Source organism: Streptomyces sp. NPDC026394, assembly GCF_055567735.1.
Genome location: NZ_JBVHPX010000004.1, coordinates 429,142 through 450,349, shown reverse-complemented (window position 1 = coordinate 450,349; position 21,208 = coordinate 429,142). Strand labels below are relative to the sequence as shown.

Sequence of the window (21,208 nt, the reverse complement as noted above, 5' to 3'; positions counted from 1 at the left end):
CATCCCTAGCACCGCCGGGCACCTGGCCGCCCGTCCGGCGCGCGGCGCGCACGAGATGTACCGGACCGCCGTACCGTGCAGGCTGGAGCCATGCCCGAACTGCCGGAAGTCGAAGCCCTGCGGGAATTCCTGGACGGGCGCGCCGTCGGCCGTGTCCTGGTCCGCGCCCAGCCGACCGCCGTCAACGTGCTCAAGACGTATGACCCGCCGCTGACCGCCCTCGAAGGCGGTGCGGTCACGGCGGTGGCCCGGCACGGGAAGTTCCTGGACCTCACCGTCGGCGGGCTGCACCTGGTGATCCACCTGGCCCGCGCCGGCTGGCTGCGCTGGCAGGACGCCCTGCCCGACGCCCCGCCGCGCCCCGGCAAGGGCCCGCTGGCCCTCCGCGTCCGGCTGAGCACCGAAGGAACCGGCCCGGCGCCCGGCTTCGACCTCACCGAGGCCGGTACGCAGAAGCGGCTGGCGGTGTACTGCGTGACCGACCCGGCGCTGGTCCCCGGTGTCGCCCGGCTCGGCCCCGACCCGCTCGCGGCGGACTTCACGGAGGATTCCCTGGCCGCCCTGCTGAAGGGGGAGCGGCGGCAGATCAAGGGCGTACTGCGGGACCAGAGCGTGCTGGCCGGCATCGGCAACGCCTACTCCGACGAGATCCTGCACGCGGCCCGTATGTCCCCCTTCAAAGCCGCCGCCCGTCTCGGCCCCGAGGACACGGCCCGGCTGTACGCCGCCGTACGCGACACGCTCATGACGGCGGTGGAACGGTCCAGAGGGGTGGCGGCCGGGGAGCTGAAGAAGGAGAAGAAGAGCGGGCTGCGGGTGCACGGCCGTACCGGGGAGGCGTGCCCGGTCTGCGGTGACACCGTCCGCGAGGTCTCCTTCAGCGACTCCTCGCTCCAGTACTGCCCCACCTGTCAGACCGGCGGCAAGCTGCTGGCCGACCGGCGGATGTCCCGGCTCCTGAAGTAGGGCCCGGTACGGTGGCGTGTACGGCAACCGGGTGAACACCGGGCGGTAACCGGAAGGGCGCCGGGCGGTACGCGGGTGGGGCCGCGGAGCCCGCCGGACACGGTGCGGTGACCGGTGCGCGGGGCGAGGTGGAATCTTTGCATTGTCCCCGACTTGACTTCATATCCGGTAAATGTCGAGCGCCCGCCGGTCGCGGTCGCTAATCTGGTGGACGACGGACGGCTTGTCCGGTAGATGCCAACACCCTTGGCCCGTCGCGGGAAGTGCCACAAACCCTGGCTGACATCCCGGTTTGTGCGAAGGCGCCACCGCGTCGGAAGTGTTCCCTCGATGAAGGAGTGCGTGGTGGCATTGGAAAACGCGCAACGCCAGCAGCCGCGGCCCAAGCCGGGCGAGCGGCCGGGTCGGATCAAGGAAGTCCGCAATCTGGAGGTCTGGGGCCGCTGCGTCCCGGTCAGAGTCGCCGGCTGCGACGACGACCCCACCGAGACCCACATCTTCCGCGGCATCGACTGACCGGGACCGCCGTATCGGACGGCCGGCCCGCAGGCCGCGCACGGCCCGCGGATTCCGGCCGGTCGGCGTCGGCGGTCGTCACGGCCGGCGGCCCAGCAGGCACAGCAGCCGGGTGAGGTCGTCGGCACCGGGCGGCGGCGGGACGGGATCGGCGAACATCGACGTGCCGGCGAGCTCGTCCGCGTACGGCTCGACCTCGCGCAGGGCGGCGGCCGCCAGATCCTGCGGCAGGTGCTCGTCGGCGCGGATCGCCCGGGACAGGTCCCAGGAGTGGACCACCGCGTCCATCATCATCTGCGAGCAGTACCCGGCGGCCGTACCGGTCCCGGACGACAGGTGCACCGTACGGTCCAGCGCCCCGGGTTCGGAGAACGCCGCGACCGCGGCCACCGCCGCCCGGTCCCAGGCGCCGGCCGGATCGTCACCGAGCTGGTCACCGTCGTACGCGTCCCCGACCTCTTCGATCGTGGCGCCGTCCCGCACCAGCCGCGGCACCCAGAGCTGCTCCACGGTCAGATGGCCGACCAGGTCGCGTACCGACCACTCGGCGCACGGGGTCGGGTCGTCCCACTGGCCGTCCCGCACCCGGTGGACCCGGCTGCCGAACAGGGCGATGGCCTCACCGTGCCGACGCAGAATCTCGGCATGATCTCCGTTCCCTTCCGTGCCGGGACCGTTCTTGTCCTCTTCGTGTTGGCTCATGTCCACCGAGGATAGGAGCGGGCACGGCGGCCACCGCGGCGCGACGCACGGACACGCCAGGACGGGTACAGCGCGCTCCGCGGCTCGTGCGGGGTGGTGCTGCCGATGCCGAGCCGGTCGCCCACCCGTACCTGTGCGGTGTCGTCGAAGACGGACTCGCGTGTCCGTACCACCGGTGAAACCGTCGCGCCGCCCTGTCCCGAAATGTTTGCTGACAATGTGTCAGCACCCTGGCGGGCTGCCGGAAGCGCTTGTTCAATGGGCGCCAGCCGCAACTGTCTGGAGGCTACATGGACGTCGCCGTCACGCCCCCCGCCATCCGCTGTGCCGGAGTGGAGCACACCTACCCCGTGTTCCAGGAACGGTCCGCCCGCATCGCTGCCGGACTGCGCGCCCTGGGCGTCGAACCCGGGGAGCGGATCGCGATCGTGATGCGCAACGAGCCCGCGCACCTGGAGATAGCCGCCGGAGCGGCCCGGCTGGGCGCCTCGGCCGTCCCCGTCAACTGGCACTTCCGCCACGACGAGCTGCGGCACGTGCTCGGCGACAGCGACAGCAAGGTCGTCTTCGCCCACACCGACCTGGTGCCGGGCGTCGCCGCGGCCCTCCCGGAGCGGGCCCGCCTCATCGAAGTGCCGGTACCCGACGGCACGGCCGCCGCCTGCGGCTTCCCGCCGCCCCCGGTGACCGGCGACCACCCCCTCCTGGACACCTGGCTGTCCGGCCACCCGCCGCTCGCCGAGGAAGCCGCCCGCCGGCCGTCCACCGTCATCTACAGCTCGGGCACCACCGGCCGGCCGAAGGGCGTGCTGCGCGACCCGGTCGGTACGGACCAGCTCGCCGAGGCCGTGTCCAAGTTCCTTGAATACTTCGCCGTGGAACCCGGCGGCCGCACCCTGATCCCCGCCCCGCTCTACCACGCCTCACCCAGCCAGCACGCCGTCCTCGCTCTCGCCGGCGGCCTGGACATCACCCTGATGCCGCGCTTCGACGCCGAGGAGTTCCTGCGGCTGGTCGAGCGCCACCGCATCCAGCAGGCGCAGGTGGTGCCGACCATGTTCGTACGGCTGCTGCGGCTGCCGAAGGACGTCCGCGAGCGCTACGACCTGTCCTCGCTCACCTCGGTCGTGCACGCCGCGGCGCCCTGCCCGCCGCACATCAAACACGCCATGATCGACTGGCTGGGCCCGGTGCTCCGCGAGTACTACGGCGGCAGCGAGACCGGCGCCGTGACCTGGTGCGACAGCCAGGAGTGGCTGGCACACCCCGGCACGGTCGGCAGAGCCGAAGGGACCTGCTCGGTGGTGGTCCTGGGCCCCGACGGCGTGGAACTGCCCACCGGCCGGACCGGCGAGGTCTACATCAAGCCGTCCGACACCTGGCCGCAGTTCACCTATCTCGGCGACCCCGCCAAGCGCGCGGCGATGGAGGCCGACCGGCTGCCCGGTTACGTCACGATCGGCGACATCGGCCACCTCGACGCCGACGGCTACCTCTACCTCAGCGATCGCCGCAACGACCTGGTCATATCCGGCGGCGTCAACATCTACCCGGCCGAGATCGAGGGCTGCCTGCTCGCCCTCGACGGACTGCGCGACGTCGCCGTCTTCGGCATCCCCGACGAGGAATTCGGCGAAGTACTCGCCGCCCACGTCGAACCCGAACGGGGCGCCGCCCTCACCACCGAGGACGTACGGGCCCACGTCGCCGACCGCCTCGCCTCGTACAAGGTGCCCAGAACCGTCGTCTTCGAGGAGAGCCTGCCGCGCGACGAGTCCGGAAAGCTGTTCAAACGACGGCTGCGGGAGCCGTATTGGGCTGGGCGGGAGCGCGCGATCTGAGGGCCGCCGGTCCGCGGGACCGGGACCACGGCGGCAGCGCGTTCGTTCCTCTACTGTTGCGCACCGGACGAGACTTGAAGTGGTGATGACCGTTCCACCGCAGGTTCACGCAGGGCAGGCCGCGCTGGTGGGCAGGCTGGCCGAGCGCGGCCTGCTCGCGCCGCCATGGCGGGGCGTCTGGGAACGCATCCCCCGTGAGCACTGGCTGCCGGAGCAGATCTGGGTCCAGCGGCCGGACCGGTGCGAGCCCGTGCCCGTGACCGACGCGGACGCGCGGTACCGGCTGACCTACAGTGACTCGCCCGTGGTGACCCAGGTGGACGACGGCCGGGCCGGCGGGCCGGGCGTGGCGACCTCCGCCAATTCGATGCCGTCCATGGTCGCCAAGATGCTCGGACTCCTCGGCCTCGAGGACGGCATGACGGTCCTGGAGATCGGTACGGCGACCGGGGACGTGGCGTCCAAGCTCTGCCTGCGGGTCGGTGACGACAAGGTCACCTCCGTGGAGATCGACGCGGGCCTGGCGACGCGGGCCCGGGCCAACCTCGCGCGGGCCGGCCTGGCGCCTGCCGTCCACGTCACGGACGGCGCGGGCGGATGGGCGCCGGGCGCGCCGTACGACCGCGTCATCGCGACGTGCGCGCTGCGCACCGTCCCGTCCGCGCTCCCGCGCCAGCTCCGGCCGGGCGGTGTCCTGGTCGCCCCGCTGGTGCGCGACTTCGCCTCCGGCCTGCTGTCACGGTTCGTCAAGGACGCCACGACCGGCGCCGTCACGGGTTCCTTCCATGGTGGCGCCTCGTACATGCCGCTGCGTGCCCACCGGTCCACGGCGTCGTCAGCCGTGGACGGAACCACCCCGCGCCACTGTCACGAACTGCTCGACGGGCAGCCGGACGCGTTCACGGACCTGGCCTTCGGCCTGTACGCCGGTAGCCGCCTGCCCGGGGTGCACATGACCGGGTCGCCCGACCGCCTCTTCCTGTGGGACGGGGCCGGGGTCCTCGCCGAGGAGGGCTGGGCCGCGGTCTACGGCCGAGGCCGCGACCTGTGGCAAGAACTTCTGCACGTCTGGCAGGAGTACGTCGCGGACGGCCGGCCACCGCTCAGCGACTTCGGGGTGACCCTCACCAAGGACGGCGGGTTCCGGACGTGGCTGCGCACGCCCGACGCCGTGGTCGGGCCTGCCCTCACCGTTCCGGCGCGCCGGCCCTGAGGCGAGGCGGCCCCCCTCTCCAGATCCGGGGGGGGGCGCTCAGTCGATGCAGAACTCGTTGCCCTCGATGTCCAGCATCGGAATGCACGCATCGTGGCCGTCGTACAGCGTTCGCACGTGGACAGCGCCCAGCGGGATCAGCCGAGCGCACTCGGCCTCAAGGGCGGCGAGGCGCTCTTCCCCCACGAGTCCGGTGCCGACCCGTACATCGAGATGCACCCGGTTCTTGGCGGCCTTCCCTTCGGGGACGCGCTGGAAGTACAAGCGCGGGCCCACACCAGAGGGATCACTACAGGCGAACCACGCGTCCCGCTGCTCGGGCGGCTGCGAGTCGGTGAAGTCGTCCCACGTGGCGAACCCCTCCGGTGGCGGCGGTACGACGTATCCCAACACCTCGCACCAGAAGCGGGCGAGGCGCTCGGGTTCCGCGCAGTCGAAGGTGACTTGGAACTTCTTGATCGCAGACATCGGCGCACCCTACCAGGGGCAACTGCCGCTGTTCCCGGGGGAAACCGGTCGCGATCCCGCGATTCCGTGACCCCGTGGTATCGCGGCCGCCGCTCTCGACCCCTGCTCTCCCCGGGCTCCCCGGCTCGCCGGACCTCAGGCCGGGACGGGCCCGGTGAGACGGGCGCGGGCCGCCTCGCGGAACGCCGTGACCAGGCGGCTGTGGTCGCCCGCGCGGGTCGCCAGCAGGACGTGGCTCGGTTCGACGCCGTGCAAGGGGATGCCGGTGACGTCCGGGCGCATCGTGGCCGCGCGCAGCCCGGCCGCGACGGCCACGGCCTCGCCGGCGGCGATGAGTTCGAACTTGTCCTCCAGCGCGTCGATGAAGGGGCCGTCGGGCGCCGGGCGCCCGTCGGGCCGGGGATCGAAGCGCCAGTAGGCGTTCCAGGCCGGGTCGGCCTGTCGGAGGCGGGGGAGGGGCTCGTCGGCGATGTCGGCGAGGGTGACGGTCTCCCTGCCCGCGAGGCGGTGGTCGAGCGGTACGAGCAGTACCCGCGGCTCGTCGTACAGCACCGACACCCGCAACCGGTCGGCCGGGAACGGTGACCGGGCGACCATCGCGTCCACCTGGTGGCCGAGCAGCGCCGTATGGATCGCGTTGCACCCCACGAACTGGGTGTGCACCTCGGCCTCCGGATGCCGTCGGCGCAGCTCGCGTACGGCCGGGGGTGACGATGACGCCCGTGCTGTACCCGACGCCGATGCGGGACGGGTCGGCGGCGGCACGGGCGTGGGCCACGGCCTGTGCGGCGGACCGCAGCAGCGCCTCGGCGCGGGGCAGGAAGGTTTCCCCGGCCTCGGTGAGCCGGCTGCCCCGCGGCGTACGGTCCAGCAGCCGGGCGCCCACCTGCTGTTCGAGGCGGCGTATCTGGCGGCTCAGGGAGGGCTGGGTGATACGGAGGGCCTCGGCGGCCCGGCCGAAGTGCCGGTGCTCGGCGACGGCCGTGAAGTAGCGCACGAGGCGCAGGTCGAGATCGGGCGCGGAAGCTGGGTCGGGCATGTCCGCAGCGTAGTCCGGGGCGGTGGTTCACCGTCGTCGGCTGACCTCCGGACCCACCCGACGGCAGCGGAGGCCGGGGAGGAACGGCCGTCGGTCAGGACGGGCCGTTCACATCGTCGCGGGCTCCGCTGCCGGGCGGCCGGGCGCCGTGGTCAGGTGGCCGGGTGAGCTGCGTGGACGCGGCCGGGATCGGTGCGGCGGACGTCCCGGGCGGCCAGAGCGATCATGACGGCGGGAATGAGGATGTCGTTGGCCAGGATGCCGCCCGTGTTCCCGGCGGCGTGGTCGCCGTTGGCGAACCACTGGTAGACGTGGCCGATCGCGGCTCCCCACAGGAACGCGGCGGCCGCCAGCCCGCTCGTGAGGCGCTCGCGGGGCGACGCGGACGCGCCACGGAAGCCCAGCAGGGCGAGGCCGAGGTTGGCGAAGGCGATCTCGAACTGGAACGGCGAGGAGGTGAAGCCGATGGCGTCGGCCATGCCCTCCGGGATCGCGAGGAACGAGAGCGTGATCCACAGGCTTCCGATGCCGAGGGCGCCGACGGACCACCAGCGCTGCCAGATCTCCGCCTTCGGCCGGTCCGGGTCGCGGCGGCAGCTCACCAGCGCTCCGAGGGCCGGGACCAGCATGAAGAGAAGGGGAAACGTGGTCTGAACCGCGTAAGGGAGAGTGTCCATGGCGCTGAGTGTTGCATGGTTAATATTAACGGCGCAAGTGTCCGGTAGGGTGGACACATGGACGAAGGACTGGCAGAGCTCCTGTACCGCGTGGTCATGCTGATGGGTGAGGCGGCCCGGCGCCGCTCCGGCCCGGACCAGCGCCTCTCCCCGAGCCAACTGCGGCTGCTGGGCACCCTTGAGGAGATCCAGCCCGCCACCCAGCACCAGCTCGCCGAGGCCCTGACCGTCTCCGACCCCGCCATCAGCCGCGCCCTGCGTCCGCTGGAGGCGGAGGGGTACGTGACGATCAGCGTCGACCCCGCCCACCGGCGCCGACGCCTGGTCGCCCTCACCCCGGCGGGCCAGGCCGCCTTCCTGGCCGAGGGCAAGCCGCTGGAGGAGGAATTCCGCACCGCCCTCCAGAAGGCCGGCTTCCCCTACGAGCGCTATCTCGCGGACACCCACCGGCTCGCCGCGCTGCTGACCCCCACGGAGCCACGGCGCGGAGCCACGGCCCGGAAGCCGGACGGCACATCGGAACTGGAGTGAGCGGGGCGGTGGCGGGACCGAGGAGAAAGTGATTCCCAGCCACCTGTCTCGCCGCTTCCGAAGGCCGCGCCGCCGATCGCGATGCTGCGCAAGGGACGCTGGCTCATCCGCGTACGGCCGGTCCAGCCTGCGGTGATGCCCGAGGCGCAGGTCGCCATGCGGAAGAGGCTTTGGACGAGCGGCGGTTCGCACGCGGACGATGGAGCGGTACCGGCCGGGGGCGGAGCAGCACCGGCCGGGTGGCCTGGCGTCCGTCTGGCGGCCGGGCTCGCCCCCTTTCGTTCATGCACCGAAGGAACTCACCCATGCGCGTATTCGTCACCGGAGCGACCGGATTCATCGGGACCGCAGTGGTCCAGGACCTCCTCGAAGCCGGGCACACGGTCGTCGGCCTGGCCCGCTCGGACACGGCCGCCGCGACGTTGCAGGCGGCCGGTGCCGAGGCGCACCGGGGCTCCCTGGACGATCCCGGCAGTCTGCACGACGGGGCCGCCGCGGCGGACGGCGTCATCCACCTCGCCTACCGTCACGACTTCTCGGACCACGCGGCCTTCGTGGACGCCGGCAAGCTGGACCTGCGCGCCGTCGAGGCGATCGGAAAGGCACTCGACGGTACCGGCAAGCCCTTCCTCGCCACCTCGGGAACGCTGCCGCTCGCGGCGTTGGCGCCGGGCCGCGTCGCAACCGAGGACGTCAGGGCCGAGCCCCGGACGGACCGGCCCCGGCTCGCGACGGAGAACGCGGTCGTGGCGCTGGCCGGACGCGGCGTGCGCGCCTCGGTCGTACGGCTCGCACCGTCCGTGCACGGTGAAGGCGACCGGGGCTTCGTGCCGTTGCTGATCGACACCGCCCGCGCGAAGGGCGCCGCGGCCCATGTCGGTGACGGGGCCAACCGCTGGCCCGCCGTGCACCGGCTCGACGCGGCCCGCCTGTTCCGGCTGGCGCTGGAAGCCGCACCGGCCGGTGCGGTCCTGCACGGAACGGCCGAGGAGGGCGTGCCGTTCCGCGACATCGCCGAAGCGATCGGTGCCGGGCTGGGCGTGCCCGCCGTGGGCATCACCGCCGAGGAGGCGGACGGGCGTTTCGGCGTCCTCTCCGGCATGGTGCCGGTCGACAATCCCGTGTCGAGCGCCCTGACCCGCGAGCTGGTGGGCTGGCACCCGGTGCGTCCGTCCCTTCTCGAGGACCTCGCGGCGGGGCACTACTTCTCGGGACGGACGAGCGTTTTCTGAGGGGAGGGAAGGGGCGTGGGGGAGGAGCGGTCAGCCGGTCTTCTGCGAAGTCCGCTTCGCGGACCGGCGCTCCCGCCGCCAGTCCGAGACGGTGAGCACCACGATCCATCCGAGCCAGGAGCCCAGCCCGGGCCCCAGCATGTCGCTCCACGGCCGGTCGTCCCACAGCACCGTCAACCAGGCGAAGACCAGTGCGGGCGGTACGGCCCACCCCGTGTTCCGTGCCACGCGTCGCCACATGGCTGCCGCCTACCCGGCGAGAGGCAGGGCGCACCTCCACGGCCTGTTGCGGCGGTCACGCCGGACCGCCTGCGCCCCTCCGCCCGCGCCCAGCCGTACACGCCCTCCGTACGTATCCGTCCGTCCGCGCCGGACGGCCTGAACCGCTGGAACCGCCCGCGGCCCGCTCAGTCCACCGGCCCGTTCGGGACGATCTGCAGCTTCCGGCCGGTGCCCAGTTCGAAGGTTCGCAGCGCCTCGGCGTACCGGTCCAGCCCGAAGCGGTGGGTGATCATGGTTTCGCAGTCGATCACGCCCTTGCCCAGCATCTCGACCGCCCGGCCGTACGTGTGCAGGATCGCCATGCTGCCGACGATGCGGATCTCGTCGTTGTAGATCCGGAACGGTGAGAACCGGGCCGTCTCCTGGTCGGGCGCGCAGCCGAACTGCTGGAACGTGCCGCCGCGGATCGGCCGGGTCAGGCCGTCCTCGATGGCCCGTACGTTGCCGGTGCAGTCGGTGACCACCTGCCAGCCGAGCGGGTGGCCGGCGGTGAGGTGGCCGGCGCTGGTGGCGACGGCGTCGGCGCCCAACTGCCGGGCGACCGCCAGCCGCTCCTCGTTGATGTCGACCACCGAGACCGACGCGGCGCCGGCGCGCTGGGCGACCTGGAGGTAGAGCAGCCCCATGGTGCCCGCACCGTAGATCAGGAAGTGGTCGCCGAGCTTGGGGCCGACGATGTCGAAGCCGCGCAGGATGGTGGAGAGCGGCTCGATCAGCGGGGCGTGCCGGAGCGCGACGGTCTCCGGGAGGCGGTAGCAGTTGCCGGCCGGGACCTTGACGTACTCGGCGGCGGCGCCGTCCACCGTGATGCCGATGGTGCCCCACTTCTCGCAGAGGTTGCCGTGGCCGATGGAACAGAAGTGACACGTACCGCAGTAGACCGCCGGGTCGGCGGCGACGGCATCCCCCTCGGCGAGACCGGTCACCGCCGAGCCCACCGCCACGATCTCGCCGGAGAACTCGTGACCGGGGATCACCGGGTACCGCGTCGGCCCGAACTCGCCCGCCAGCATGTGCACGTCGGTGCCGCACAGCCCGGCGGCGGTCACCTTGACGACCACGTCGTCCGGGCCGGGCACCGGGTCGGGGACCTGGCTGACGGACAGCTTGTGCGGCTCCTCGATGACAACTGCGCGCATGGTCGTGACCGCCTTTCGAAGGGGGAGAAGAAGGGGAGGGCCGGGGTGGCGGGCGGTCTCAGACCGCGGGCAGGCCCGGGGACGTCAGGTTGCGCGACTCGACCTGCTTGATCTTCTCCACCTTGGGCGCCGAACCGCCCCCGGCGAAGTCGGAGACCAGCCAGTGTTCCAGGCAGACCAGAGCGGCCTCCACGCCCATGGTGCGGCTGCCGAAGCAGGCGATCTGCGCGTCGTTGGACTTGCGGGCGCGCTCCGCGCTGTAGCTGTCCGGTATCTGGGCGGCCCGGATACCCGGCACCTTGTTGGCGGCGATGGCCATGCCGATGCCGGTGCCGCAGACCAGGACGGCGCGCTCGTGCTCGCCGCGTGCGACGCTGCGCGCGACCCGCTCCGCGACGTCCGGGTAGTCCTCGCCGTCCGCGGCGCTCAGGTCGGTCACCCGGTGGCCGCGTTCGGTGAGGTACGCGGCCATGGTGTCCTTCATGGCGGTCGCGGCGTCGTCGGCGCCGAGGGCGATGCGGTACGTGTCCTGCACGGTGAACTCCCTAGGGGCGGAGGGGAAGCGGGGCGGGCACGGTGGCCGCGGCGACTTCTTCGAGGACCTGGCGCAGGCCGGCGGTGTCATGGGCGCGCCGGCCGAGGAACAGGCCGTCGACGCTGCCGGCCAGCCGGCCGAAGGTGCCGGGCCCGGCGGTGCCGCCGTAGACGACCCGGCCGCGCACGCCGTGGTCGCGCAGACAGGTGCGGACGGCCGAGGCCACCGTCCGTATGTGCGGGGCGGGCGCCGGTTCGCGGGCGCCGATCGCCCAGACCGGTTCGTACGCGACGATCACCTCGCTGTCCGGTCCCGCGCCGCCGAGGGCGGCCCGTACCTGGATCAGCGTCTCCTCGACGGCTTGCGCGCGGCCGTTGTCGTGCCGCTCGCCCGCGCAGATGACGGGCACCAGGCCGGCCCGTACGGCGGCGCCCGTCTTGGCGGCCACGGTCGCGTCCGTCTCGCCGAAGTGGCGGCGCCGCTCCGCGTGGCCGACTTCGACGTAGCGGGCGCCCGCCTCGGCGAGCATGCCCGCGGACACCTCGCCGGTCCACGCGCCGGACTCGGCCCAGTGCACGTCTTGGGCGCCGTACGCGACGCCGGTGCCGGCCAGCAGCTCCCGGGCGTCGGCCAGGGCGGGGAAGGACGGCAGGACGAACAGATCGACGGGGCGGGGAAGTTCCGCCAGAGCGCCCTTCAGGGCGGCGACGTCCGCGAGCCATGTCCGGGTCGCGGCCAGCCCGAAGTAGAGCTTCAGCGATACGCCGACGACCGGGCGGCGGCCCGCTTCCGGAGGCCCGGAGGCCCCGGAGAGCCGGGCCGCCGCAGACGGCGAGTTCTCAGGGATCACGTCGTTCATGATGCTTCAAACAAAAGCACATGTGAAGTTCTCAGATCAAGACGTTATGTTTCCCGGTCTGGTGAGATTTTTGTGGGGATGGGTGGGAGGGAGCGGGGGCGGCGTGCCGCGTACGGCTGTGCGTGCCCCCGCACGGCCTCAGGCCAGCGGCTTGGACAGGACGGCCTTGCGGTGGCTGAACGTCTCGATCGAGTACCGGCCGTGGTAGCGCCCCATTCCGCTCTCCCCGACGCCGCCGAACGGCAGGTCGGACACGGTCAGATGGGCGACCGGCAGGCCGAACCCGAGGCCGCCCGACGAGGTCTCCCCGGTCAGCCGCCGCCGGGTCTCCGCGGACTCCGTGAAGGCGTACAGCGCCAGCGGCTTGTCCCGGTCGTTGACGAAGTCGATGGCCGCGTCCAGGTCCGCCACCTCGACGACGGGCAGGATCGGCCCGAAGATCTCCTCCCGCATCACCGGGGCGTCGGGCGCCACACCGCCGAGCACGGTCGGCGCGATGTACTTGCGCTCCCGGTCGTGCGCACCGCCCGTGACCGTGCGGCCGGAGCCGAGCAGGCCGGTCAGCCGGTCGAAGTGCCGCTCGTTGACGATGCGGCTGTAATTCGGCGCGGCGGCGGGGTCGTCGCCGTACAGGGCGGTGACGGCGCGGGCGAGGGCGGGCTCCAGGCGGGCCGCCGTCTCCGGGTCGGTCAGGACGTAGTCCGGCGCCACGCAGGTCTGGCCCGCGTTGAGGAACTTGCCGGCCACCAGCCGCGCGGCGACCGCGTCGGCGTCCGTGTCGCGGTCCACGAAGGCGGGCGACTTGCCGCCCAGCTCCAGGGTGACCGGGGTCAGATGCTCGGCCGCCGCGCGCATCACGATGCGGCCGACGGTGCCGTTGCCCGTGTAGAAGATGTGGTCGAAGCGCTGCTCCAGCAGGGCTGTCGTCTCCGGGACGGCGCCCTCGACCACCGCGACGGCGTCCGCGTCCAGGAAGCGGGGCAGCAGGCGGGCCACGGCGGCGGAGGTGGCGGGCGCCATCTCGCTGGGCTTGGCGACCACGCAGTTGCCGGACGCCAGGGCGCCGACCATGGGCGCGAGCAGCAATTGCAGGGGGTAGTTCCACGGGGTGACGACCAGGACGACACCCAGCGGGTCGAACACCGTCCACGCTTCCGCGCCGCTCAGGTGGGGCGGCACCGGCGCGGGCTCGGGCCGCAGCCATTCCTCCAGGTGGTCGAGGGTGTGGTCGATCTCGCGCAGCGTGAAGTCGATCTCGGTGCGGTACGCCTCGGTCTCGCCCTTGCCCAGGTCCGCGTGGAGGGCGGCGGCGAAGTCCTTGCCGTGCTCGGTGAGCAGGGCGCGCAGCCGCCGCAACTGGTCGGTGCGCCATTCCAGGGAGGCGGTGCGGCCGGTGCGGAAGGTGGCGCGCAGGCGCGCGACCACGGCGTCCGGCTGCTCGGGGGTGCTGCTGGTCATGGTGTCTCCGATGCGTACGGGGTGGCGCGGGGCCGGGCGGCGGGGGCGGGGATGTGGTCCCGCCGCCCGGGCGGTCGCTTGACAAGGTCAAGCACCCATTCCATGTAAATACCAACGATTGCGGAAGTCAAGTAACCCGCTATCCTGGCCGCGTGTCCGACACCACCCGGCCCGCCCCCGACGACCTCCTCCCGCCGTTCGCCCGTACGGTCCGCGGCTACTACGACGATCTCGCCGCCGCCGCCCTGCGGCACGGCCTGAGCACCGCGCAGGCCCGCGCGCTCATCGCCCTGGAGGAGCCGCTCTCGATGAGCGCGCTCGCCGGCCATCTGGTCTGCGACGCCTCGAACGCGACGCGGCTCATCGCGCGGATGCAGGAGCGCGGGCTCGTACGGCGGGAGGCCGCGCCCCAGGACCGCCGGAGCAAGGTGGTCACGGCCACCGAGGAGGGCCGGGCGCTCGCCCTCCGGGTGCGCGCCGACATGCACGCCGTGCGCGGCGCACTCGAAGCGCTCACACCCGAGGAACGCACCGCACTGCTGCCCTTGCTGGAACGCCTGGGCGCGCTGCTGAACCGCTGAAACCCGGTCGGCTGTCCGCCTGGGCTCCGCTTCCGGACCGCTGAGGCCCCGCCTCCGGACCGCTGAGCCCTCGTCTCCGGGCCGTCGGGCCCCGCCTCCGGACCGCTGCGGCCCCCTCGGGCCGTCCCCGCCGGATCCGGCCCGACCCGGCGGGGGACGACCCGCCGGGATCCCGCTAAAGTCGGATGAATACCCGCTGGTGGATGGGCCTGTGCGGGCTGTTTCGGGGTGGGCTGCCCCAGGGGAGGACGTAGATCCACATGAGTCGCCGCTCCAACGGATTAGTGGCCGTCTGGGCCGAGGCGCAGCGTCAGCAGCAGCGCCGCCAGGAGGCTCAGCGGCGAGCCGGAGAACAGGCCCGCCGCGACCAGGAGCGGCAACAGCGCGACACCGAACGCGCCATGGCCCGCATGCAGCGCGAACGCCGGGACGCGTACCGGCAGCAGCGCGAGGCCGACGCCCGTCGCCGCACCGAGGAACTGGACGCGCGCATGGCCGAGCTGTCCGGCCTGCTGGCCGACGGCTGCCGGGCCCCGGCGTTCACCGCCGACGCGCTGCGCCGCCCCGAGTACGTCGAGGCGTTCGCACCGGGCCGGCTCGCCGTGCCTATACCGATGCCCGACCCGGCCGCCTACCCGCCGCAGGCCACCGGATGGAGCCTCGGCGGCGCCCGCCGCGCGCAGGCGCAGGAAGAGGCCCGGGCCCGTTACGAACACGACTGGCACGCCGCGCAGGCGGCGGAGGCGCAGCGCCTGCGCCAACTGGAGGACTACCGGAGGCAGTACGACCAGTGGGCCGCCGGTCGGCTGGCGGAGATCAGGAACCACAACGCCGCGGTCGGGGAACTGCTGACGGGCCTGCGCGGTGGCGACCCCGACGCGGTGGTGGAGTACTTCTCCGCCGCGCTGTACGCCGCCACCGGTTGGCCGCAAGGCTTCCCGCGCCGGGTCCACGCGGCCTTCGACGCGGCGGCCCGTCAGCTCGTACTGGACTGGGAGCTGCCCGGCTTCGACATCGTGCCCGCGACCAAGTCGGTGCGCTACATGTACGCGGCCGACCAGGACAAGGACGTCGCCCGGCCGGTGACCCAGCGGCGGGCGGCCTACCGCGACGTGCTGGCCCAGTCCGTCCTGCTGGTGCTGCACGACCTGTTCACGGCGGACCCGTCCCGCACACTCGACTCCGTGGTGGTCAACGGCTTCGTCGACGATGTGGACCCGGTCACCGGGCGCCCCGCGCAGCTCTGCCTGGCCACCGTCACGGCCTCCAGGGACGCCTTCGAGGAACTGCACCTGGCGCAGGTCAGTGCCGTGGACTGCCTCACCGACGGGCTGCGCGGCCGGCTGTCGGCCCGCCCCGAGCAGCGGTCGGCGGTCCGGCCGGCGCGGCAGCCGGGCGAGGTCGGCGGCGGCGTGGTGACCCACGGCGGCGCGGCGGAGCCGGACCTGTTCACCATGGACCCGATCGCCTTCGAAGGGCTGGTCGCCGAGCTGTTCCGCGCGATGGGGATGCAGGCCGTGACGACCCAGCGGTCCGGGGACGGCGGGGTGGACGTGGACGCGCTGGACTCCGACCCCATCCGGGGCGGCAAGATCATCGTGCAGGTGAAGCGCTACCGCAACACCGTGCCGCCGACCGCCGTGCGCGACCTGTTCGGCACCGTCCAGTCCGAGGGCGCCAACAAGGGCGTACTGGTGACCACCTCCCGCTTCGGGCCCGGCGCCCACGCCTTCGCCAACGGCAAGCCGCTCACCCTCGTCAGCGGCCCCGAACTGGTCGACCTGCTGGCCCGTCACGGTCTGCGCGGACGCCTCGGCGCCGCCCCGGTCCCGGCCCAGCGGCAGGCGCCCGCCGAGGAGGAGGCGGCACAGGACCCGGACGCGGCCCCGGAGGCGGAGCGGGACGCGGGCAGCATCCTCGGCATGAACTGGTCCGGCAGCGTCTCCCTCGACGTCTGCGCGCTGGTCTGCCAGGGCAACCGCGTACTGAGCGACGACCACTTCGTCTTCTACAACAACCCGCGCACCCCGGACGGCACCGTACGGATGCTGTCCGGCTTCGCCCCCGACCGGGCCGCCGTGCAGGTGGCCTTCGACGCCCTGCCCGCCACCGCCGACCGGCTCGTCCTCGTCGCGGCCGTCGACCCGGAGACCGATCCGCACGCGGACCTGTCCGGCTTCACCGACGCGTGCATCCGCCTGGTCGACGCGTCCGGCACCGAACTGGGGCAGTTGGAGGTCTCCGACGGGCGCAGCGGCGAAACGGCGCTGGTACTCGGCTCCTTCCGCCGCCGCGCCAACGGCGACTGGGACTTCGTCCTCGGCGGCAAGGGCTACGAAGGCGGCTTGGAGGCGCTGGTGCAGGAGTACGGGATCGAGGTGGCCTGAGCCCGGCCGCGGCAGACGCTCCACGTCGTGGCCATGGTGACGCCTGAGAACGTGGATGTCTCGGCAGCCGACCGCGGCGACCACGGGTGGGAGGGCACGCGTGCCTGGGGGGAGAAGCAGGCGGGCGGCGGTGCCGGGTCGAGGCCGCCGAGCGGCTGCGCGGCGGCTGGACCTCGGAGAGGCGGCAGCTGCGGATCGGCGGGCCCGATGTGCCGCGGTGGCTGGTACTCGGATCCATCGTCCGGCCGTTCTTCGCGCGGCACGCGGAGGGCCTGCTCACGCGCGAAGCGGACACCCTGCGTCTGCTCGGTGGGACGGACGTGCCCGCGGCGGCGTTCCACGCGGTGGACGCGACGGCGGCACACTGCGCGCCCACCCGTCGTTGCCGATGTCCCTGCTGCCCGGCACGGTCCGCGTGGACGAGGCGGAGGCAGCCCTGCGTACGCCGTTGCCGGCGCGCCAACTCATGGGCATCCACCGGATACACGTCCCGGCCGAGGCCCGCCCGCGCGGGTACGAGGCGTGGGCCGCGCCCGACCGGGTGCGCCGGCCCGAAAGCACCGGCCGCCCGGGCCTGTGGGAGCGGGCCGTGGACGTCATCCGCCGCGAACCCCCTGACCACCGGCCGTGTTTCCTGCACCGGTACGTCCATCCGGGCAATGTGTTCTTCACCGGACAGGGCACCGGCCTGCGGATCACGGGCGTCGTCGACTGGGGGGGGAGACGTCCTGGGGGCCGGCCGACCTGGATGTGGCGCACTGCTCCACGGCCCTGGCCCTGCTACACGGCGTCGAGGAGGGGATGCGGCCGGCCGACGCCTACGTGGCGGCCGGAGGGGCGTTGAGCGACAACCCCGCGGATCACCTGTACTGGCGCGTCCTGAACGCGCTCGGGTTCGCCCCGGACACCGGGAAGGTAGGGGAGCCCTGGCGGGAACTGGGGCGCGACGACCTGACTCCGGGCCTGTCGGCAAGCAGGCTGGAAGACTGTCTCCAGGAACTGTTCCGCACGTTCGGCTGATCGCACCCGCCCGGGGGAGGGGCGCCACCGCCGCTTCTCACAGTCCCGCCAGCCCCGCCAGTACCGCCGCCACCTCCAACTCCGCCTCGCCGTCCTGGATGTCACCGTGGTCGGCGCACCACAGAGCGTTCTCCACCGTGCGGGCCGCCGCCCATGCCAGCAGGCGGGCCGGGGGCTCGGAGAGGGCATCGGCCACCAGGGCGAAGCGTTCGCGCAGGACCGGGCGCGGGTCGTCGTACTCGAACGGGTCGTCGATCTGCTCCAGCAGCGGCCAGGGGTCGTAACCGGGGTCGCCGACCATGGACTTGGGGTCGATGGCCAGCCACGGGCGACGCCGGGCGGAGAGGACGTTGCCGGGGTTGAAGTCGCCGTGCACCACGACCTCGCGGGTGGCGGTGGCGGGCAGTTCGCGCAGCAGCCGGGCGCCGAGCCGGACGAGCCCGGGGTCGTAGCCGGGCCGGATCCGGGCCATGCGGTCCTCGACCGTGCCGGCCCATTCGGCGCACACGTCCGCGACCCGCTCCAGTTCGCCGTCGGGCGGTGCGGGCGCGGCCCACAGTTCGCGCAGGACGCCGGCGGCGAGCAGCAGCCGTTCGTCGGCGGGGAGCGGACTGTCCTCCAGTTCGCCGCCCGGTGTGCAGCGTTCGATCAGCAGCGCGTACCGCTCCCGGTCGTGGCGGAGCAGCCGTACGGCGCCGCTGCCGTCCCAGGCGCGCAGGGCCGGTGCCTCCCCGGCGGCCTCCCGGTGCGGCCAGGTCACCTTCAGCACCGCGTCGCCGCCGTCCGGTAGTCCCACGGGGGCGACCCACGAGCAGCTGCCGCCGTGCAACGGCGCACCCAGCCGCAGGTCCCACTCCTCCTGGACGGACCGGACGGTGGCGGGCAGCCGGTCCAGCCACGCGCGCCCGTCCGGGGTGCTGCCCACGGTGGCGTACACGGGGAGGTCGGCGGGGAAGAAGTCACTGTTCAGAGAGGCTCGGGCCATCCGGGCACCCTAGCTTTCCCGGGTTTCCCGTGGGGCTCGTTCACTTTCGGATCGAGTGATCCCATATCTCTGACGGTTCGTGCGGCGGGTCGAGCATGACGGCATGACCGATCCGGAACCCCTCGCGGACGGCACGGCGGGCCCTTGCTCCGGAGCCCGGCCCCCGGCCGCTGAACCCGCACTCCGGGCGAACTCACCCTGAGCCACGTCCCTGACGCGGGAGTCCTCACCCACTTCCACGGCGATCACACCGGGTGGGCCCGGCCCGACGCCGTCGGGGGCGATCCACGGAGCCTGTTCCCGGGCGCGCGGTGGATGGTCGGGCAGGGTGAGCCGGAGAGCGCCGAGCCCGGGGCCGGCCCGGTTCTGTCCGGTCAGGACGTCCGTACGGTGAGTGGCCGACGGGACCGAGATCGCCGACGGCATGCGCGCATGGTCCCTTCCGGGGCACCCTCCCGGGTACCCGGCCTGACCGGCGGCGTACGGACGCCCGGAGCCGGGGCGGTGCCGTACAGGAGCCCGGAGCCCGGCCGGCGCCATGCAGAAGCCCGAAGGCCGACCACCACCCCGGAGCGTGCGGATTATGCGGGCTCCGCCGGTCCGCGCGAGCCGGTGCGCCCCGGTCGGGCGGTGGCGGGGGACCACCGGTGTCAGCGGGTGTATTAATCGGTTTATTGCTCTATTCGGGCTGTTATGCGTCTTGCATGAACCAGCACCGACCGTACGGCGCCGCTCTGCTCCTGATATTGGCCGTGGGCTGGGCGGCCCAGCAGGGCCCCGGACGGCCCACGCGTCCCGCCTCCGGGCCGGGCGACCGCGCTTCCGCCGCCGCGACCGCCGCGCCGCAGCACTCCGGACACCGGGCCTCCCGGGGGTTCACCCTCGCCGCGTCCGGGGACGTCATCGCCTCGTACCCGTCCGTACTGGAGACGGCGCGCCAGGACGCCGGAGACGGCGGATACGACTACCGGCCCATCCTCGCCGGGGTGAAACCGGTGATCGAGGGGGCCGACCTGGCGATCTGCCACCTGGAGACGCCCTTCGGTCCCGACGGCGGCCCGTTCACCGGATATCCCGCCTTCAAGGCGCCGCCCCAGGTGGCCGACGCGCTCAAGGCCACCGGCTACGACTCCTGTTCCACGGCGTCCAACCACACCCTCGACGACGGCGCCGAAGGCGTCCGGCGCACCCTCGACCGGCTGGACCGGGCCGGAATCAAGCACACCGGATCGGCCCGCGACGCGGCCGAGGCCGGCCGGCCCGCGCTGCTGAAGGCGCCCGGCGGGGCACGCGTGGCCCAGCTCTCGTACACCTACGGCACGAACGGCGTCCCGCAGCCGCAGGGCAAGCCGTGGACCGTCCGCGTCATCGACGCCAAGAAGATCGTCGCGGACGCTCGGGCCGCCCGCCGGGCCGGCGCCGACGTGGTCGTGGTCAGCCCGCACTGGGGCACCGAATACCGGACCGAGCCGGACGCGCAGCAGATCGAGGTCGCCAAGGCGCTCACGGAGGCGCACACCGGCGGCCGGCCCGACATCGACCTCGTCATCGGGACGCACGCGCACACCCCGCAGCCGTACGAGAAGCTGAACGGCACCTGGGTCGTCTACGGCATGGGCGACCAGATCGCCGGGATCATGGAGAGCCCGCGCGGCAACTGGGGCACCATCGCCCGCTTCCGCTTCGAGCCGCCCGCGAGGGAGGGGGAGCGCTGGCGGGTCACCAAGGCCGAGTACATCCCCCAGCTCTCCGCCCACGGACCCCCGCTGCGCATGGTCAACCTCGCCGCCACCGGGGACCGCCCCGACGTGCGGGAGGGCATCCGCGAGGCCGTCCTCAGCCGGGGAGCGGAGGGTGCCGGGCTGACCATGGGCCGCTGACGGGCGCGCGGCCGACGAAGCCGCGCCGGTGGCCCGGTAAGGGAGCGTTCCGCGATGTGAAACCCTGAGGACCGGCCCGGACCGGTCCTGAGCACCATGGACGCGGGCGTGCCGGACGGCCGCTCCGTCCGGTGGACGGCGAACGGTGGACAGTGGCGCGGAGCGCGGGAAGGGCGTGACGGCGGTGGGTGAGAGTGCGGCCGTGCGGCCCCGCAATCCGCGCGGACAGGGCGAGCGCCTGCGGGAGGAACTCCTGCGCGCCACCGAACGCCTCCTCGAAGAGGTCGGCAGCGAGGACGCCCTGTCGCTGCGCGCCGTGGCCCGCGAAGCGGGTGTCGCCGCCCCCAGCATCTACCGGCACTTCGCCGACAAGACCGAGCTGGTGTGGGCCGCGCTGGAGGTCAGCTACGAGCGGCTGCGGGCGGCGATGGCGGAGGCGTCGGCGGCGGCGGACACCGACGATCCGGTGGACCTGCTCCGCGCCCAGCTCCGCGCGTACTGCCGGTACGCCGTCGAGCACCCCGCCAAGTACCGCCTCCTGTACGAGACCCGTCAGACGCCGGTCGAACCGGAGCGACTGGCCGGGCACCCGGCGGGCCGCCTGGTGCGGGGGCTGCACGACGCCCTCACCGCGTGCGAGGCCGCCGGGTGGCGGGTGCGCGGGACGCGCGAGGAGGCGCCGTACGTGCTGTGGGCGGCGGTGCACGGCCGGGTCATGCTGTGGCAGGTCATGCCCAGCCGCAAGGACGCCGAGCGGCTGTACCGCTACGTGGACGAGATCCTGCATCTGCTGATGGAGCGGGAGAGCTGAGCTTCTGGCCCGGGTGCTTCGGGAGAGCTGAACTCTTGAACCGGGTGCTTCGGGAGCGCTGAGCTTCTGGCCCGGGTATTTCGGGA

The 21,208-nt window shown here is 73.1% G+C and carries 19 protein-coding genes and 2 pseudogenes; 11 read left to right on the top strand and 10 right to left on the bottom strand.

Going from position 1 to position 21,208, the window contains the following annotated elements; translation table 11 throughout:
• Window positions 1–90: 90 nt before the first annotated feature.
• Both ACZ4QV_RS13315 and ACZ4QV_RS13310 read left to right on the top strand, forming a co-directional pair.
• The gene (locus ACZ4QV_RS13315; RefSeq protein WP_361147990.1) at window positions 91–966 is read left to right on the top strand and encodes an Fpg/Nei family DNA glycosylase; all 876 of its coding nucleotides are present in this window, start codon (window positions 91–93) and stop codon (window positions 964–966) included.
• A 345-nt stretch (window positions 967–1,311) separates the two neighbouring features.
• Window positions 1,312–1,482: a hypothetical protein gene (locus ACZ4QV_RS13310; protein ID WP_331787188.1), complete on the top strand. Its 171-nt coding sequence runs from the start codon at window positions 1,312–1,314 to the stop codon at window positions 1,480–1,482.
• 78 nt (window positions 1,483–1,560) lie between these two features.
• Here ACZ4QV_RS13310 and ACZ4QV_RS13305 read toward each other — a convergent pair whose 3' ends face one another.
• Window positions 1,561–2,184, bottom strand: a complete 624-nt coding sequence (locus ACZ4QV_RS13305) for a TIGR03086 family metal-binding protein (protein WP_361587775.1) — start codon at window positions 2,182–2,184, stop codon at window positions 1,561–1,563.
• A 290-nt stretch (window positions 2,185–2,474) separates the two neighbouring features.
• Between ACZ4QV_RS13305 and ACZ4QV_RS13300 the strand changes: the two genes are divergently transcribed.
• Together ACZ4QV_RS13300 and ACZ4QV_RS13295 are read left to right on the top strand one after the other, a co-directional pair.
• Window positions 2,475–4,025, top strand: coding sequence for an AMP-binding protein (locus ACZ4QV_RS13300; RefSeq protein ID WP_467762897.1), 1,551 nt, complete (start codon window positions 2,475–2,477; stop codon window positions 4,023–4,025).
• Window positions 4,026–4,110: 85 nt separating this feature from the next.
• Entirely contained in the window at window positions 4,111–5,238 is a 1,128-nt protein-coding gene (locus ACZ4QV_RS13295) for a methyltransferase domain-containing protein (protein WP_361635466.1), read from the top strand.
• Between the two features lie 39 nt (window positions 5,239–5,277).
• Here the strand turns inward: ACZ4QV_RS13295 and ACZ4QV_RS13290 are convergent, their stop codons facing one another.
• From ACZ4QV_RS13290 to ACZ4QV_RS13280, 3 genes and pseudogenes are all read right to left on the bottom strand, one after another.
• Window positions 5,278–5,706, bottom strand: a complete 429-nt coding sequence (locus tag ACZ4QV_RS13290) for a VOC family protein (RefSeq protein WP_361147983.1) — start codon at window positions 5,704–5,706, stop codon at window positions 5,278–5,280.
• A gap of 135 nt (window positions 5,707–5,841) precedes the next feature.
• Window positions 5,842–6,745 (bottom strand): annotated as a pseudogene (locus ACZ4QV_RS13285) (LysR family transcriptional regulator).
• Window positions 6,746–6,897: 152 nt separating this feature from the next.
• On the bottom strand, window positions 6,898–7,422 hold the full coding sequence (locus tag ACZ4QV_RS13280; RefSeq protein WP_361614524.1) for a DUF6790 family protein: 525 nt from the start codon (window positions 7,420–7,422) through the stop codon (window positions 6,898–6,900).
• A 57-nt stretch (window positions 7,423–7,479) separates the two neighbouring features.
• Between ACZ4QV_RS13280 and ACZ4QV_RS13275 the strand changes: the two genes are divergently transcribed.
• Both ACZ4QV_RS13275 and ACZ4QV_RS13270 read left to right on the top strand, forming a co-directional pair.
• Window positions 7,480–7,953, top strand: coding sequence for a MarR family winged helix-turn-helix transcriptional regulator (locus ACZ4QV_RS13275; RefSeq protein WP_361147977.1), 474 nt, complete (start codon window positions 7,480–7,482; stop codon window positions 7,951–7,953).
• A gap of 305 nt (window positions 7,954–8,258) precedes the next feature.
• Window positions 8,259–9,185, top strand: a complete 927-nt coding sequence (locus ACZ4QV_RS13270; protein WP_361635462.1) for an SDR family oxidoreductase — start codon at window positions 8,259–8,261, stop codon at window positions 9,183–9,185.
• Between the two features lie 30 nt (window positions 9,186–9,215).
• Here ACZ4QV_RS13270 and ACZ4QV_RS13265 read toward each other — a convergent pair whose 3' ends face one another.
• From ACZ4QV_RS13265 to ACZ4QV_RS13245, 5 genes are all read right to left on the bottom strand, one after another.
• Window positions 9,216–9,413 (bottom strand): hypothetical protein, encoded by a 198-nt coding sequence (locus ACZ4QV_RS13265; RefSeq protein ID WP_361147974.1) that lies wholly within the window; start codon window positions 9,411–9,413, stop codon window positions 9,216–9,218.
• A gap of 179 nt (window positions 9,414–9,592) precedes the next feature.
• Window positions 9,593–10,606, bottom strand: coding sequence for a zinc-dependent alcohol dehydrogenase family protein (locus ACZ4QV_RS13260; RefSeq protein ID WP_361635459.1), 1,014 nt, complete (start codon window positions 10,604–10,606; stop codon window positions 9,593–9,595).
• Between the two features lie 58 nt (window positions 10,607–10,664).
• Window positions 10,665–11,141, bottom strand: a complete 477-nt coding sequence (locus ACZ4QV_RS13255; protein WP_361147970.1) for an RpiB/LacA/LacB family sugar-phosphate isomerase — start codon at window positions 11,139–11,141, stop codon at window positions 10,665–10,667.
• Window positions 11,142–11,151: 10 nt separating this feature from the next.
• Window positions 11,152–11,991 carry a triose-phosphate isomerase family protein gene (locus tag ACZ4QV_RS13250; RefSeq protein WP_361635456.1) on the bottom strand — a complete coding sequence of 280 codons (840 nt, stop codon included), beginning with the start codon at window positions 11,989–11,991 and terminating at the stop codon, window positions 11,152–11,154.
• A 147-nt stretch (window positions 11,992–12,138) separates the two neighbouring features.
• A complete protein-coding gene (locus ACZ4QV_RS13245) occupies window positions 12,139–13,458 on the bottom strand; it encodes an aldehyde dehydrogenase family protein (protein ID WP_361635453.1) in 1,320 nt (439 codons plus the stop codon).
• 152 nt (window positions 13,459–13,610) lie between these two features.
• Between ACZ4QV_RS13245 and ACZ4QV_RS13240 the strand changes: the two genes are divergently transcribed.
• The 3 genes and pseudogenes from ACZ4QV_RS13240 (at window position 13,611) to ACZ4QV_RS13230 (ending at window position 17,446) form a co-directional block, all read left to right on the top strand.
• Window positions 13,611–14,039, top strand: coding sequence for a MarR family winged helix-turn-helix transcriptional regulator (locus ACZ4QV_RS13240; protein ID WP_361147964.1), 429 nt, complete (start codon window positions 13,611–13,613; stop codon window positions 14,037–14,039).
• A gap of 260 nt (window positions 14,040–14,299) precedes the next feature.
• Window positions 14,300–16,426 carry a restriction endonuclease gene (locus tag ACZ4QV_RS13235; RefSeq protein WP_361147962.1) on the top strand — a complete coding sequence of 709 codons (2,127 nt, stop codon included), beginning with the start codon at window positions 14,300–14,302 and terminating at the stop codon, window positions 16,424–16,426.
• 33 nt (window positions 16,427–16,459) lie between these two features.
• Window positions 16,460–17,446, top strand: a pseudogene (locus ACZ4QV_RS13230) (phosphotransferase family protein).
• Between the two features lie 37 nt (window positions 17,447–17,483).
• Here ACZ4QV_RS13230 and ACZ4QV_RS13225 read toward each other — a convergent pair.
• The gene (locus tag ACZ4QV_RS13225; protein ID WP_361635450.1) at window positions 17,484–18,431 is read right to left on the bottom strand and encodes an aminoglycoside phosphotransferase family protein; all 948 of its coding nucleotides are present in this window, start codon (window positions 18,429–18,431) and stop codon (window positions 17,484–17,486) included.
• Between the two features lie 704 nt (window positions 18,432–19,135).
• On the opposite strand from ACZ4QV_RS13225, the gene ACZ4QV_RS13220 reads away from it, so the two are divergent.
• Entirely contained in the window at window positions 19,136–20,311 is a 1,176-nt protein-coding gene (locus ACZ4QV_RS13220; RefSeq protein WP_467762896.1) for a CapA family protein, read from the top strand.
• 184 nt (window positions 20,312–20,495) lie between these two features.
• Window positions 20,496–21,122 (top strand): TetR/AcrR family transcriptional regulator, encoded by a 627-nt coding sequence (locus ACZ4QV_RS13215; RefSeq protein WP_361148776.1) that lies wholly within the window; start codon window positions 20,496–20,498, stop codon window positions 21,120–21,122.
• The last annotated feature ends 86 nt before the right edge of the window (window positions 21,123–21,208 follow it).